This window comes from Mycobacterium palustre (assembly GCF_002101785.1).
GTDB lineage: Bacteria > Actinomycetota > Actinomycetes > Mycobacteriales > Mycobacteriaceae > Mycobacterium > Mycobacterium palustre.
Genome location: NZ_LQPJ01000046.1, coordinates 1 through 15,226 on the forward strand (window position 1 = coordinate 1; position 15,226 = coordinate 15,226).

Sequence of the window (15,226 nt, forward strand, 5' to 3'; positions counted from 1 at the left end):
CACCACCGCCGGGCCCCGCCCCGGCCCCGGCTCCGGCGTCCGGTGCACCGGCGCCCGCCGCGCCGGCGCCCGCTGAGCAGCCCGCCCCGCCCGACCCGCGCAAGGACCTCGCCGAGCGCATCGCCGACGAGAAGGGCTGGCGGCAGAGCACCCGCCAGGGCATCCAGTACCTGGCGCTGCAGTTCCAGGCCACCCAGTGCAACAAGGACGACATCCTGGCCGGCAACGACGACCCGGCCCTGCCGCTGGTGACCTGTTCGACCGACCACAAGGTCGCCTACCTGCTGGGGCCGTCGATCATCAGCGGCGACCAGATCGCCAACGCCTCCTCGGCGATGAACCAGCGCGGCATCGGCTACGTCGTCGACCTGCAGTTCAAGCCGGCCGCGGCGAACACCTGGGCCGACTTCACCGCCGCGCACGTCGGCACCCAGACCGCGTTCACCCTGGACTCCCAGGTGGTCAGCGCGCCGATGATCCAGGAGGCCATCCCGGGTGGCCGCACGCAGATCAGCGGGGGAGACCCGCCGTTCACCGCGTCGACCGCGCGCCAGCTGGCCAACGTGCTGAAATACGGCTCGCTGCCGCTGTCCTTCGAATCCTCCGAAGCCCAAACCGTCTCGGCCACACTGGGATTGACCTCACTGAAGGCGGGCCTGGTCGCGGGCGCGATCGGCCTGGTGCTGGTGCTGCTGTACTCGTTGGTGTACTACCGGGTGCTGGGGCTGCTGACGGCGCTGTCGCTGGTCGCTTCGGGCGCAATGGTTTTCGCGATCCTGGTGCTGTTGGGCCGCTACATCAACTACACCCTGGACCTGGCCGGTATCGCGGGTCTGATCATCGGCATCGGTACCACCGCCGACTCGTTCGTCGTGTTCTTCGAACGCATCAAAGACGAGATCCGCGAGGGCCGTTCGTTCCGGTCGGCGGTGCCGCGGGGCTGGGTGCGGGCGCGCAAGACGATCGTGTCGGGCAACGCGGTCACGTTCCTGGCGGCCGCGGTGCTGTACTTCCTGGCGATCGGCCAGGTGAAGGGGTTCGCGTTCACGTTGGGGCTCACCACGATCCTCGACCTCGTGGTGGTGTTCCTGGTGACCTGGCCGCTGGTGTATTTGGCGTCCAAGTCCCCGACGCTGGCCAAGCCGGCCTACAACGGCCTGGGCGCCGTTCAGCGGGTCGCCCGCGAGCGCCGCGCCGCGGCTCACGTGCAGACGGGACGGGCATAGCGCATGACTTCCTCCAAGGCGTCCAACGAAGCCACCAGCGAGGCCGTCGAGCTGACCGACGGCGCCGGGCTGCCGCAACACGGCTTCATCTCCCGGCTCTACACCGGCACCGGCGCGTTCGAGGTAATCGGGCGCCGGCGCCTGTGGTACGGCGTCAGCGGCGCCATCGTCGCGATCGCGATCGCCAGCATCATCCTGCGCGGCTTCACGTTCGGAATCGACTTCAAGGGCGGCACGACGGTCTCGATGCCCGCCGCGGGCGCGTCGGGCACCGTGCGGACCTCGCAGGTGTCCGACGTCTTCCGCAAGGCCATCGGCCGTGACGCCGAGTCGGTCGTCATCGTCGGCAACGGCGCCTCGGCGACGGTGCAGATCCGCTCCGAAACGCTCACCAACGACCAGACCACCAAGCTGCGCAACGCGCTGTTCGACGCGTTCAAACCCGAGGGTTCCGACGGTAAGCCCAGCCCGAAGGCCATCAGCGACTCGGCGGTGTCGGAAACCTGGGGCGACCAGATCACCAAGAAGGCGCTGATCGCGCTGGCGGTGTTCCTCGCGCTGGTCAGCCTCTACATCATGGTGCGCTACGAGCGCTACATGGCCGTCTCGGCGCTGATCACGATGTGCTTCGACCTGACCGTCACCGCCGGCGTGTACTCGCTGGTCGGCTTTGAGGTCAGCCCGGCCACCGTCATCGGCCTGCTGACCATCCTCGGTTTCTCCCTCTACGACACCGTGATCGTGTTCGACAAGGTCGAGGAGAACACGCACGGCTTCCAGCACACCACCCGCCGCACCTTCGCCGAACAGGCGAACCTGGCGATCAACCAGACGTTCATGCGCTCGATCAACACCAGCCTGATCTCGGTGCTGCCGGTGCTGGCGTTGATGGTCGTGGCGGTGTGGTTGCTCGGCGTCGGCACGCTGAAGGACCTGGCGCTGGTGCAGCTGGTCGGCATCCTGGTCGGCACCTATTCGTCGATCTTCTTCGCCACCCCGCTGCTGGTCAGCCTGCGCGAGCGCACCGAGCTGGTGCGCTCCCACAGCCGCCGGGTGGCCCGCCGGCGCCGCCCGGGTCAGCCCGCCGAACCCGCCGGCCCGGCCGAACCGGAATCCGCGGGCCAGGAGCCGGAGCCCACGGCGTCCGAGGTCCCGGCGTCGGAGGCCACGGCGTCGCCGGCCGCGGCGGCCGCCGAGCCCAGCAAGCCCGCCCCCAGCAAGCCGGCGCCGGGGGCGCGGCCGGTCCGGCCCACGGGAACCCGGCGCCCGACCGGCAAGCGGAACGCCGGCCGGCGGTAGGCCAGATGTTGGTGGCCGGCTGGCGGGGGCTGCGGCGATGGGCATCCGCCGGTTTGGTCGGGATGCTGTCGGCGGCCGTCACGCTGACGGCGTGCTCGGGCGGCGCGTCCTCGGAGATCCACTACGTCGTCGACGGCCCGCTGGTCACCTACAACACCAACACCGTCGTCGGCGCCGCGTCGGCCGGGGCGCAGGCGTTCGCCCGGACGCTTTTGGGGTTCGGCTATCACGGCCCCGACGGGCAGGTCGTCGCCGACCGCGACTTCGGCACCGTCTCGGTGGTGAGCGGCGCGCCGCTGGTCCTGGACTACCAGATCGCCGACAACGCCGTGTACAGCGACGGCAAGCCGGTGACCTGCGACGACCTCGTCCTCACCTGGGCCGCCCAGTCCGGCCGGTTCCCCGGCTTCGACGCCGCCACCCAGGCCGGCTACGTCGACATCGCCAACATCGAATGCATCCCCGGCCAGAAGAAGGCCAGGGTGTCGTTCGTCCCGGACCGCGGCATCGTCGACTACACCCAGCTGTTCGCCGCGACGTCGATCATGCCGTCGCACGTCATCGCCGATCAACTCAACGTCGACGTGACCGCGGCGCTGCTCAGCCGCAACGGTCCGGTGGTGGACCGGATCGCCAAGCTGTGGAACACCACCTGGGACCTCAAGCCGGGCATGGACCTCAAGGCGGTGCCGTCGTCGGGGCCGTACAAGATCGAACGGATCCTCGACGGCGGCGCGGTGGTGCTGGTGGCCAACGACCGCTGGTGGGGCCCCAAGCCCATCACCAAGCGGATCACCGTGTGGCCGCAGGCCGCCGACATCCAGGACCGGGTCAACAACCGCAGCGTCGACGTGGTCGACGTGGCCTCCGGTTCGTCCGGGACGCTCGCCACCCCCGACAACTACGAGCGCAGCGAGTCGCCGTCGGACGGCATCGAGCAGCTGATCTTCGCGCCGCAGGGGCCGCTGGCCGCCGCCACCGCCCGGCGCGCGCTCGCGCTGTGCACGCCGCGCGACGCCATCGCCCACGACGCCGGCGTGCCGATCGCCAATTCGCGCCTGCAGCCGGCGAGCGAGGACGCCGTGGCCGCCAGCGAGGGCGTCGCCGAGGCCGGCCCGTTCGGCAAGGCGGATCCCGCCGCCGCCCGCGCCGCGCTGGGTGGTGCGCCCCTGACGGTGCGGATCGGCTACCAGAGGCCCAACGCGCGGCTGGCGGTCACCGTCGGCGTCATCACCAAGTCCTGCGCGCCGGCCGGCATCACCGTCACCGACGTCAACCCGGACGCCTCCGGGCCGCAGGCACTGGAGGAGGGAAAGATCGACGCGCTGCTGGCCAGCACCGGCGGCGCCACCGGCAGCGGGTCGACCGGATCGTCGGCGATGGACGCCTACGCCCTGCACAGCGGCAACGGCAACAACCTGTCCGGCTACTCCAACCCGCAGGTCGACGGCGCCATCAGCGCGCTCGCGGTGTCGGCCGACCCCGCCGAGCGGGTCAGGCTGGTGACCGAGGCGGCGCCGATACTGTGGGCCGACATGCCGACCCTGCCCCTCTACCGGCAACAGCGCACGCTGCTGCTGTCGAAGAAGATGGTCGCCGTCAGCCGCAACCCGACCCGCTGGGGTGCGGGCTGGAACATGGACCGATGGGCCTCGATAGAGTGAGGGCCGCATGACGGGCGGCGCCACCCCGGTGGTCGAACTCATCGCGGCGCTGACCCGCAACGTCGAAAACTTTCCCGAGCCGGGCGTCCAGTTCAAGGACCTGACCCCGTTGTTCGCCGACGGGCCGGGCCTGGCGGCGGTGACCGACGCGCTGGCCGGCCTCGCGTCGGGCGCCGACCTGGTGGCCGGCATCGACTCCCGCGGCTTCCTGCTGGCGGGCGCCGTGGCCACCCGGCTGGGCACCGGCGTCCTGGCCGTGCGCAAGGGTGGCAAGTTGCCGCCGCCCGTGCACGCCGAGCGCTACGACCTCGAGTACGGCAGCGCCACCTTGGAAATCCCCGCCGACGGCATCGAATTGTCCGGCCGCAGCGTCGCGATCATCGACGACGTGCTGGCCACCGGGGGCACCATGGCCGCGGCGGCCCGGTTGCTGCGGCGCGCCGGCGCGGACGTGACGGCGGCGGCCGTGGTGGTGGAACTGACCGCGCTGGGCGGCCGCCAGGCGCTGGCGCCGCTGCCGGTACACAGCCTGAGCCTTGCCTGATCGGTGTGAGGACTGTTATTAGCGGCGCGCTTTGGGCCCGGCTGCGGTGACTGGAAGGCAGGTGAGGGGCTGCCTACACTCCGGCCTGTGGTAAGCCAGCCAATCGCGGTGATTGCCGCCTAGCGATGTCGGCGGTTGGGGGCTTTCCGAGCCTGTCGCAGCTGTTGGCTTGGCCGACCGAACATCTTACGGAGGCCGCCGATCACTGGGAGGCCGTCGGCGGCCGCAGCTATGGGGTGGCCCACCAGGTTTGGCGCGATTCGCTCTCGGTGGATTGGCAGGGCCAGGCCGCCGACGCGCTACGGGCGTCGACCCATGCCGACATGTTGACAACCAGCGCGGTGGCCGACCAGCTGCACGAGGCGGCCAGAGTTGCCCGTAACGGAGCCTCGGACCTCCATGCGGCGCGCTCGCGAATGCGTTACGCGGTAAAGGACGCCCGAGCGTCGGGGTTCGATGTTGGTGAAGACCTTTCCGTTATCGACCGCTCGACTGCCGGTTCCCTCGCGCAACGGGCCGCTCGGCAAGCCGAGGCACAAGCTATCGCCGACGAGATCGTTATGCGCGCCGCCCAACTGCACGCGCTGGATAGGGAGGTCGCCGACAAGGTCACCGCGGCTGTCGCGGGAATCCGCAACGCGTTCCCGGAAATCCCGGGTTCGACGATGCCAGAAGCGGCAACAAAGCCCACCATCCATGCCGTCGACCACCATTGGAAGCAGAACCCGCCGCCAAAACTGGACCCGGCAGATATGTCGGAGGAGGAGGCCAGGGCAGCGTATGAGGCGCTGAAGCGTGACATAGCGCGATACGGCAACCGATGCTTGCGGCGCCCTTTCGTCTTGCCACAGGAGCAGGCCGCCTTCGACGCTTGCGTTGCCGATGCTGGTTCGCTCAATGAGCGAAAGGCCGCGCCGGAGGCTAGGTTGCGGTCTTTCGGGGTCGAGCCGGAATCCACGCCGCCATCGGCACATGCTCCACCCGAGGCAACGGAAACGCCGCCGTTTCCGCCGCCCAGGCAAATCACCGGCCTCACCGAGCACGCGGCGGAGCAAGTGGAGAGCCGAGACGGTGGTCATGGTGTCAACGCCGGAGCGCTGCAAGATGCGGTAGTGAATCCGGTCGGACCGCCGAAGTTCAAGATGGACGAGCTCGGCCGCGGGGCTTATGTATATGTTGGGAAGGATGCAACGGTCGTCTTGAACAAGGACGGCCGAGTGGTAACTGCGTGGGCGAATAGCCGTGATGGATGGAGAAATCCATGAGTAAGGTGCTTGACGCCATTTCGCCGGACGCGCGCGCGCTTATCGTAGGAGAACTGGAGCGCCGTAACCCCGATCTTCTTAGTGAACTCAAGCGATCCGAGGCACCGACCACCGCTCAAAGCGACGCGGTGGTGGATGTGCTCACTGATGCATTGGTAAAAACCTTCGGGCCCAACTGGGCCCCGGATGCATATGGATTAGCCGTAGAACGGGCAATCAAAGCATATTTGGAGGCCTGGCCGATTTACCGATAAGCAAGTCTCGACGCCATGTCGCCATCGAGGAACCGAAGAGCCCCAAACCAACGCAATGGTGAAAAAATTGATCACCGACCTTTGCTGCGCCATTGCAACCGGAACACGCGCTCTGGAACGTAGTAGGCATCGGAACGCGATCACGTTGTCGTCCCTACGTGCAGGCGGCCCCGCAAGAACCGCGGCCATGGTCGGCTGAAGCGATATCCTCGAGGTCGGAGGTGACCAACGTGGCGGACGACAAGAGCGGGGCACAGGCGCTCGAGGTGCCCAACGCCGTCGACGCCGCGCCGGCCCCCGAGGCCGAGCAGCCCACCGAAACCCTGAAGACCTCCAGCAGCGCGTCGCGTCGGGTCCGGGCCCGGCTGGCCCGCCGGATGACGGCGCAGCGCAGCACGCTCAACCCGGTGCTCGAGCCGCTGGTGGCGGTGCACCGGGAGATCTACCCCAAGGCGAACCTGCAGCTGCTGCAGCGCGCGTTCGAGGTCGCCGACGCAAAGCACGCCACCCAGCTGCGCCACTCCGGCGACCCCTACATCACCCACCCGCTGGCCGTCGCCAACATCCTGGCCGAATTGGGCATGGACACAACGACTTTGGTGGCCGCGCTGCTGCACGACACCGTCGAGGACACCGGGTACACGATCGAGCAGCTGTCCGAGGAATTCGGCGAGGAGGTGGCCCACCTCGTCGACGGGGTGACCAAGCTGGACCGGGTGGTGCTGGGCAGCGCCGCCGAGGGCGAGACGATCCGCAAGATGATCACCGCCATGGCCCGCGACCCGCGGGTGCTGGTGATCAAGGTCGCCGACCGGCTGCACAACATGCGCACCATGCGCTTCCTGCCGCCGGAGAAGCAGGCCCGCAAGGCGCGCGAGACGCTGGAAGTGATTGCGCCGCTTGCGCATCGGCTGGGGATGGCCAGCGTCAAGTGGGAGCTCGAGGACCTGTCGTTCGCGATCCTGCACCCCAAGAAGTACGAGGAGATCGTGCGGCTGGTCGCCGGGCGCGCGCCGTCGCGCGACACCTACCTGGCCAAGGTGCGCGCCGAGATCATCAACACGCTGAACGCCTCGAAGATCAAGGCCACCGTCGAGGGCCGGCCCAAGCACTACTGGTCGATCTACCAGAAGATGATCGTCAAGGGCCGCGACTTCGACGACATCCACGACCTGGTCGGCATCCGGATCCTGTGCGACGAGATCCGCGACTGCTACGCCGCCGTCGGCGTCGTGCACTCGGTGTGGCAGCCGATGGCCGGGCGGTTCAAGGACTACATCGCCCAGCCGAGGTACGGGGTGTACCAGTCGCTGCACACCACGGTCGTCGGGCCCGAGGGCAAGCCGCTGGAGGTGCAGATCCGCACCCGCGACATGCACCGCACCGCCGAATACGGCATCGCCGCGCACTGGCGTTACAAGGAGGCCAAGGGCCGCAACGGGGTTCCGCACCCGCACGCCGCCGCCGAGATCGACGACATGGCCTGGATGCGTCAGCTGCTCGACTGGCAGCGGGAGGCGGCCGACCCCGGCGAGTTCTTGGAGTCACTGCGCTACGACCTCGCGGTGCAAGAGATCTTCGTGTTTACCCCGAAGGGCGACGTGATCACGCTGCCGACGGGGTCGACGCCGGTGGACTTCGCCTACGCGGTGCACACCGAGGTCGGCCACCGCTGCATCGGCGCCCGCGTCAACGGCCGGCTGGTCGCGCTGGAACGCAAGCTCGAAAACGGCGAAGTGGTCGAGGTTTTCACCTCCAAGGCGCCCAACGCCGGGCCGTCGCGCGACTGGCAGCAGTTCGTGGTGTCCCCGCGCGCCAAGACGAAGATCCGGCAGTGGTTCGCCAAGGAACGCCGCGAGGAGGCGCTGGAGGCCGGCAAGGAGGCGATGGCCCGCGAGGTGCGCCGCGGCGGACTTCCGTTGCAGCGCTTGGTCAATGGCGAGTCGATGGCCGCGGTGGCCCGCGAGCTGCACTACGCCGACGTCTCGGCGCTCTACACCGCCATCGGTGAGGGGCACGTGTCGGCGCGCCACGCCGTGCAGCGGTTGCTGGCCGAGCTCGGCGGCATCGACCAGGCCGAGGAGGACCTGGCCGAGCGGTCCACGCCGACGACCATGCCGCGCCGCCCGCGCAGCAGCGACGACGTCGGCGTCTCGGTGCCCGGCGCGCCCGGCGTCTTGACCAAGCTGGCCAAGTGCTGCACGCCGGTGCCCGGCGATCAGATCATGGGGTTCGTGACCCGCGGCGGCGGGGTCAGCGTGCACCGCACCGACTGCACCAATGCCGCGTCGCTGCAACAGCAGGCCGAGCGCATCATCGAGGTGCACTGGGCGCCGTCGGCGTCGTCGGTGTTCTTGGTGGCCATCCAGGTCGAGGCGCTCGACCGGCACCGGCTGCTGTCGGACATCACCCGGGTGCTGGCCGACGAGAAGGTCAACATCCTGTCGGCGTCGGTCACCACCTCGGGCGACCGGGTGGCGATCAGCCGGTTCACCTTCGAGATGGGCGACCCCAAGCACCTGGGGCACCTGCTCAACGTGGTGCGCAACGTCGAGGGCGTCTACGACGTCTACCGGGTGACGTCGGCGGCTTGAGGCCGTTCATGGGATAACCGGGGCACCGAAGCACCCTCCGGCCCGCGCTAGCCGAGCCGCACCGAGGTGATCGTCGCGCTGCGGGCGGGCATGCCCTGCTCCCGGTTGCCGGCCACGCCCACCTTGGCGATCTTGTCGAGGACGTCCAGGGTGGGCTCCATCTCGGCGTCCCGGTACGCCAGGAAGAACTGGCTTTCGTTGGTGTTGGGGCCGGAGGTGGGGGTACTCAGCCGGCCGTCGATTTCGCCGCAGCCGTGGATCGGCACCACGTGCGGGTCGTTGAGGCTGGCCGCGATGCGCGCCTCGCGGCGGAAACGCTGCTCGAGCTGCTCGTCCTCGGCGAGGTACGTGGGGAGGACCTTGAGCGCGACCACCCGGTCGGTGCCGGTGTCGTAGGCGTAGATCTGCCCCATGCCGCCGTGGCCGATCTTCTCGAGCAATCGGTACGTACCGAACGGCGTCCCCTGTACGCAACGAACCATATACGGTGCGGAGCGCGAGTCGGGGATTCGGGCCAATTAGTCGAGCAGCAGCGACTTGATCGTCACTTCGGTGGCCGGGGCCCCGTCCTCGCCGCCGCCGGCGACACCGGCCTTGGCGATCTTGTCCAGGGTGGCCAGCCCGTCGGCCTGGATGGTCCCGAAGACGGTGTACTGCGGCGGCAACTGAGAGTCCTTGTACACCAAGAAGAACTGGCTGCCGTTGGTGCCCGGCCCCGCGTTGGCCATCGCCAGCGTGCCGCGCGGGTAGAGGACCGGCTGCTGGGCCTTGGGGTCGTTCGGCGGGTACTGGTCGGTCGGGTACTCGTTGGCGAATTTGTATCCCGGGCCGCCGGTGCCGTCGCCCTTGGGGTCGCCGCACTGCAAAACGCCGAGGGTGTCCGAGGTGGTCAGCCGGTGGCACTTGGTGCCGTCGAAGAACTTCTGGCCGGCGAGGCTGGCGAAACTGTTGACGGTGCAAGGGGATTCGTTGTTGGCCAGCATCAGGCCGATGTTGCCTTGGTTGGTCGACATGCTGGCGCTCACCTGCGCGGGATCGGTCGGGATCTTGCCGGTCCGCGGCGGCTTGACCGGCTTGGCGGCCGGTTCCTGGGGCGTCGCCGGGTACTGGCAGTTGGCGCCCACGTCGGCCGACGGCTTGAACGCCGGCAACGGCGGCACCGGTCCGTCCGGCGGAGGCGTCGTCGCGGTGGTCTCCGGGGAGCTGCTCGCCGGGGTGGTCGTCGTTGCCGCGGTGTTGCTCTTGTGCTGGCTCTTGGTGTTGACGATCGCGATCACCACCGCCGCGACCGCGGCCACCGCCACGATCGAGCCGCCGGCGATCACCAGGATCCGGCGCCGTCGGGCCTGCTTCGCGCGCCGCTCCAGCTGCCGTTCGAGTTTGCGCTTGGCGTTGGCACGTCGCTGTTCGTTGGTCGGCACGGCCGGTATGCCTCCATGGTCGGTCAATAGGACGCTTATCGAGTCGGCGAGTAGCCAGCTCAGGCTAATGTGGGCGCCGCGACCGGTGTCAACCGGGCCCCGTGGGAAACTGGGACGCGTGTTGATCACCGGATTTCCCGCCGGCATGTTGGCGTGCAACTGCTACGTGCTGGCCGACCGGCCCGGGACGGACGCCGTCATCGTCGATCCCGGCCAGCGTGCGATGGGCCAGCTGCGGCGAATCCTCGACGAGAACCGGCTGACGCCGGCGGCGGTGCTGCTGACCCACGGCCACATCGACCACATCTGGTCCGCGCAGAAGGTTTCCGACACCTTCGGCTGCCCCACCTACATACACCCCGAGGACCGGTTCATGCTGACCGACCCGATCCACGGCTTCGGGCCGCGGGTGGCGCAGCTGGTCGCGGGAGCGTTCTTCCGCGAGCCCAAGCAGGTGGTGGAGCTCGACCGCGACGGCGACAAGCTCGACCTGGGCAGCGTGACCGTCAACGTCGACCACACGCCGGGGCACACCCGCGGCTCGGTGTGCTTCCGGGTCAACGCCGACACCGATGTGGTGTTCACCGGCGACACGCTGTTCGAGCGCTCGGTGGGCCGCACGGACCTGTTCGGCGGCAGCGGGCGCGACCTGCTGACGTCGATCGTCGGCAAGCTGCTGGTGCTCGACGACAAGACCGTCGTCCTGCCCGGCCACGGGCCCTCCACCACCATCGGCGCCGAACGTCGCTTCAACCCGTTCCTCGAAGGCCTCAGCGCGTGACGGACTTTGTCGCCCCCAAGGGGGTGCCCGACTACTTTCCGCCGGATTCGGCGCAGTTCGTCGCGGTGCGCGACGGGTTGCTGGGCGCCGCCCGCCGCGCCGGGTACGGCGACATCGAGCTGCCGATCTTCGAGGACACCGCGCTGTTCGCCCGCGGCGTCGGCGAATCCACCGACGTGGTGTCCAAGGAGATGTACACGTTCGCCGACCGCGGCGACCGCTCGGTGACGCTGCGTCCCGAGGGCACCGCCGGGGTGGTGCGCGCCGTGATCGAGCACGGCCTGGACCGCGGCGCGCTGCCGGTCAAATTGTGTTACGCGGGACCGTTTTTCCGCTACGAGCGCCCACAGGCTGGCCGCTACCGCCAGCTGCAGCAGGTCGGCGTCGAGGCGATCGGCGTCGACGATCCGGCGCTGGACGCCGAGGTGATCGCCGTCGCCGACGCGGGTTTCCGCTCGCTCGGCCTCGACGGGTTCCGGCTGGAGATCACCTCGCTGGGCGACGAGAGCTGCCGCCCGCAGTATCGGGAGTTGTTGCAGGACTTCCTGTTTCAGCTCGACCTGGACGAGGAGACCCGCAGGCGCGCCGAGATCAACCCGCTGCGGGTGCTCGACGACAAACGCCCGGCCGTGCGCGCGATGACGGCCGATGCGCCGGTGCTGCTCGACCACCTGTCCGATGCCGCCAAGCAGCACTTCGACACCGTGCTGGCGCACCTCGACGCGCTCGGGGTGCCCTATGTCATCAACCCGCGGATGGTGCGGGGGCTGGACTACTACACCAAGACCACGTTCGAGTTCGTGCACGACGGCCTGGGCGCGCAGTCCGGCATCGGCGGCGGCGGCCGCTACGACGGCCTGATGCGCCAGCTGGGCGGAAAAGACCTGTCCGGCATCGGTTTTGGGCTGGGCGTGGACCGGACCCTGCTGGCGCTGCGCGCCGAGAAAAAGAGCGTGGGAAAGACCAGCCGCTGCGAGGTGTTCGGGGTGCCGCTCTCCGAGCAGGCCAAGCTGCGGCTTGCGGTGCTCGCGGCGCGGCTGCGCGCCGCCGGCGTCCGCGTCGACATGGCCTACGGCGACCGCGGGCTCAAAGGCGCCATGCGCGCCGCCGACCGCTCCGGCGCCCGCATCGCCCTGGTGATGGGTGACCGCGACATCGAGGCCGGGACCGTCGGGATGAAGGACTTGGCGAGCGGCGAGCAGGAGGAAATCTCCACTGATTCAGTCTTCGATCAAGTACTTTCGCGGCTCGGCAAATGATCCGGCGCCGGGTTCTCCGCTTCCGAGCTTTTAGCCCTGCGGTGGACGTGGACATCAAGCGCAGACGTTTGGCTTCGTGCCGAGGCGCGCCGGGTCAAGCTGGCGGCGACGGCGATTTCGGCATCGGTGGTGCCGCGGGCGTCCCAGGCGGAAGCGCTGGCCCGGATGGCACCTCAGGCATCCCGGGCTGATCGTTAGCGGTCCACCTAGTGGATGCCATGGGGGGTGATAGGTGCCGCGCCGAGGGAATCGGGTGCTTACTGGTTTAACCGATGTTTGCGCGACCCTCGTCCCAAGCGCCGCCATGGCGGCTGACAACGACGGAGTTTGGCGCGACCGACGCCGGGTATCGACTACGACCCTGCCGCGTCGATGCTTATGACGCGGTTTCGGTTCGGTATGAAACATACATTTTCTTGCGTGCGGCTGTCCTAAAGTTCCGTTCTAAGACTGGTGTGGACTGACGTGTTGGGAGGGCTCAAATGTCGTTTGCGGCAGCTCCCGAGTGGTTAGTGGCCGCCGCCTCGAACGTGGACGGTATCGGTGCGGCGCTGAGTGCGGCGCACGCTGCGGCTGCGGGGCCGACGACTTCGGTGGTTGCGGCGGCCCAGGACGAGGTGTCGGCGGCAGTGGCGGAGTTGTTTGGCCGGGCGGGACAGGAGTTTCAGGCTCTGGGCGCGCAGGCGGCGGCGTTTCACGCACAGTTTGCGCTGGCGTTGAACGCGGCCAGTGGCGCATATCTGGACGCTGAGACCGCCGCGGTTGCCGCGCTGGGCTCGCCCGGAGCGGCGTTCGAGACGTTGGTTTATGGCCCAATTCATGCCGCCGGGGAAGCGTGGATCGCCAGTCCGGTGGGTCAGACGGTGGACCCGGTGATTAATGGGCCCGCCGAGGCGATGTTCGGGCGGCCCTTGATTGGTAATGGTGCGGCGGGAGTCTCCGGCGGGACGTTGGCCCAAGCCACAGGTGGTCCCGGCGGTTTACTCTTCGGCGACGGGGGGGCGGGGGCAACCGATGCCGCCGGTGTGGCGGGTGCTGGCGGGGCCGCCGGGATGATCGGCACCGGTGGCGCAGGCGGGGCCGGAGGTCACGGTGCTGCAGGCGGTGCCGGCGGCGCTGGGGGATGGTTGATGGGCAATGGCGGTGTCGGTGGTGCGGGCGGCGACAACGGCGGGAACGGGGGAGCTGGCGGTAATGCGGGCCTCTTCGGCAACGGCGGGGCCGGTGGGCCGGGCGGGCTCGGCTCGACCGGCGCCAACGGTGTAAATCCGCAGGCGAACCCGATCGGCCAGGCGGCTTCCGGCACACCGGGCACGAACGCAGACGCTGCCAATCCAGGCAACGGCGGGGGCGGCGGACCCGGGGCCGCCGGCGACTCTCAAATTACGGGCGGCACAGGCGGCACCGGCGGCACGGGGTACGCGGGTCCCGTTGGCGGGGGAAACCAAAACGTCTCGGGGGGTAACGGGGGCACCGGCGGTGCGGGCGGACCGCAGGCTCCCGGCGGCTCGGGCGGCAGCGGCGGCGACGCTATCAGCGTAAACACGACCACAAGCCCCACGCCCGTCCTGACCATAGGTCAGGGCGGCGATGGCGGTGCTGGCGGGGTCGGTGGCATCGGCGCCGCGGGTGGCGCTGGTGGCAATGGTGGCGTCGCCACGGGGGCTACCGCTACCGTGATCGGTTCCGAGACCGTCATCCAAGGTTTCGCCTTCACTAATGGGGGCAACGGTGGTACCGGCGGCACGGGCGGCATCGGCGCGGCGGGAGGTGCTGGAGGTAACGGCGGCGTCGGCAGCGGGGCCGGCTTCATTGACACCCCATTTGGTCCCGTCCTGTTCACTGGCATCGGAGGGGATGGCGGCGACGGTGGTGTCGGCGGGATCGGCGCTTCAGGCGCTGCCGGAGGGGCCGGTGGCCTCGGGGGCACCGGTGGTCACGGCGGACTGCTGATCGGCAACGGCGGCAACGGCGGGGTTGGTGGCATCGGCGGTTACGGCGGCATGGGCGCGGCTGGCGGCAACGGCGGCGCTGGTGGAACCGGCGGAGACGGGATTATGAACGCATACGGCCTTGGCGAAGGGGGCAACGGCGGTAACGGCGGTGATGGTGGTGCCGGTGGTTCTGGTGGTGCGGGCGGCGACGGCGGCGACGGTGGCGCCGGCGGTGCGGGCGGACTGTTCGGCCAAGCAGGCGTTCCCGGGGCTGGCGGCGCCGGCGGCGCCGGCGGTGTCGGCGGGCCGGGCGGAGCCGGCGGCAGCGGTGGCGCGGGCGGAGTTGGGTATAGAACCGGCGTCTCCGGCGCTCCAGGCCATCAAGGAGCCACGGGCGCTACGGGCCAGCAGGGTGACCCGGGCCAACCAGGCTGATACCGATCGCAATACGTCGGCTACCGCTATCGTCGCACCGATGTCGAGGTCGTCGATGAAGGCCGGCCAACGGTCGACGCCCGTCGTCTCGCCGATGGCACCCTGATCGTGACCTCACCGGCCGGCCACACCTATGTCACAACCCCGGGCAGCACGCCGCTGTTTCCCAGCCTGTGTCGCGCGGTGGGCGGCATGCCCGCCGCCGAAACCGACCTGACCCCCGACCACTGCGCCGAGCGCACCGCCATGATGCCCAAACGCCGACGCACCCGCGCCGAACGCAACCACAACCGCCGCGAACGCCTGCAGCGCCAGGCACAACTCACCGGACCCGCCCCACCGGAGGCGAACGACGGCGAACCACCGCCGTCCTGAGACGCGGCCAGCCGCTAGGAATTCGCGGGACCTCCGTCAGCGAATCGCAAGAATTTCGCAAATGGTCGGCGATAAATTGCGTTTAACCAAAAGCGGTAAGGAGGCTCCCTAATGCGTTTGTCAAGCCGCGTTGGTGCTGCCGGCCGGGTTGTAGGGCTGTCGGGTGCGCAACATG

The 15,226-nt window shown here is 69.2% G+C and carries 12 protein-coding genes and 1 pseudogene; 11 read left to right on the forward strand and 2 right to left on the reverse strand.

The annotated features are described in order from the left end of the window. The 7 genes from secD to AWC19_RS03790 all read left to right on the forward strand — a co-directional run. A partial coding sequence (gene secD / locus AWC19_RS03760) for a protein translocase subunit SecD (RefSeq protein WP_169718076.1) occupies positions 1-1,226 on the forward strand: 1,226 nt, incomplete at its 5' end. A gap of 3 nt (positions 1,227-1,229) precedes the next feature. Then, the gene (secF, locus tag AWC19_RS03765; protein WP_085076754.1) at positions 1,230-2,525 is read left to right on the forward strand and encodes a protein translocase subunit SecF; all 1,296 of its coding nucleotides are present in this window, start codon (positions 1,230-1,232) and stop codon (positions 2,523-2,525) included. A 5-nt stretch (positions 2,526-2,530) separates the two neighbouring features. After that, positions 2,531-4,189: an ABC transporter substrate-binding protein gene (locus tag AWC19_RS03770; protein ID WP_085076755.1), complete on the forward strand. Its 1,659-nt coding sequence runs from the start codon at positions 2,531-2,533 to the stop codon at positions 4,187-4,189. Positions 4,190-4,196: 7 nt separating this feature from the next. Then, entirely contained in the window at positions 4,197-4,733 is a 537-nt protein-coding gene (locus AWC19_RS03775) for an adenine phosphoribosyltransferase (protein WP_085076756.1), read from the forward strand. A 125-nt stretch (positions 4,734-4,858) separates the two neighbouring features. Then, on the forward strand, positions 4,859-5,998 hold the full coding sequence (locus AWC19_RS03780) for a hypothetical protein (RefSeq protein WP_085076757.1): 1,140 nt from the start codon (positions 4,859-4,861) through the stop codon (positions 5,996-5,998). Next, positions 5,995-6,252, forward strand: a complete 258-nt coding sequence (locus AWC19_RS03785; RefSeq protein WP_085076758.1) for a hypothetical protein — start codon at positions 5,995-5,997, stop codon at positions 6,250-6,252. The genes AWC19_RS03780 and AWC19_RS03785 overlap by 4 nt, the downstream gene beginning before the upstream one ends. A gap of 230 nt (positions 6,253-6,482) precedes the next feature. Next, a complete protein-coding gene (locus AWC19_RS03790) occupies positions 6,483-8,846 on the forward strand; it encodes a RelA/SpoT family protein (RefSeq protein WP_085076765.1) in 2,364 nt (787 codons plus the stop codon). 227 nt (positions 8,847-9,073) lie between these two features. On the opposite strand, the pseudogene AWC19_RS03795 reads toward AWC19_RS03790, so the two are convergent. Beyond that, positions 9,074-9,328: pseudogene (locus AWC19_RS03795) on the reverse strand (serine/threonine protein kinase StpK7); the annotation flags it as partial. A 36-nt stretch (positions 9,329-9,364) separates the two neighbouring features. Next, complete coding sequence (locus AWC19_RS03800) at positions 9,365-10,267, reverse strand: peptidylprolyl isomerase (protein ID WP_085076759.1); 903 nt, start codon at positions 10,265-10,267, stop codon at positions 9,365-9,367. Between the two features lie 118 nt (positions 10,268-10,385). Between AWC19_RS03800 and AWC19_RS03805 the strand changes: the two genes are divergently transcribed. The 4 genes from AWC19_RS03805 to AWC19_RS03820 all read left to right on the forward strand — a co-directional run bounded on the left by AWC19_RS03805 (position 10,386) and on the right by AWC19_RS03820 (position 15,051). After that, positions 10,386-11,048: an MBL fold metallo-hydrolase gene (locus tag AWC19_RS03805; protein ID WP_085076760.1), complete on the forward strand. Its 663-nt coding sequence runs from the start codon at positions 10,386-10,388 to the stop codon at positions 11,046-11,048. After that, positions 11,045-12,307, forward strand: coding sequence for a histidine--tRNA ligase (hisS, locus tag AWC19_RS03810; protein ID WP_085076761.1), 1,263 nt, complete (start codon positions 11,045-11,047; stop codon positions 12,305-12,307). Before AWC19_RS03805 ends, hisS begins: the two co-directional genes overlap by 4 nt. Positions 12,308-12,789: 482 nt before the next feature. After that, positions 12,790-14,676, forward strand: a complete 1,887-nt coding sequence (locus tag AWC19_RS03815) for a PE family protein (protein WP_085076762.1) — start codon at positions 12,790-12,792, stop codon at positions 14,674-14,676. Between the two features lie 108 nt (positions 14,677-14,784). Further along, on the forward strand, positions 14,785-15,051 hold the full coding sequence (locus AWC19_RS03820) for a hypothetical protein (RefSeq protein ID WP_245848694.1): 267 nt from the start codon (positions 14,785-14,787) through the stop codon (positions 15,049-15,051). Positions 15,052-15,226: the final 175 nt, after the last annotated feature.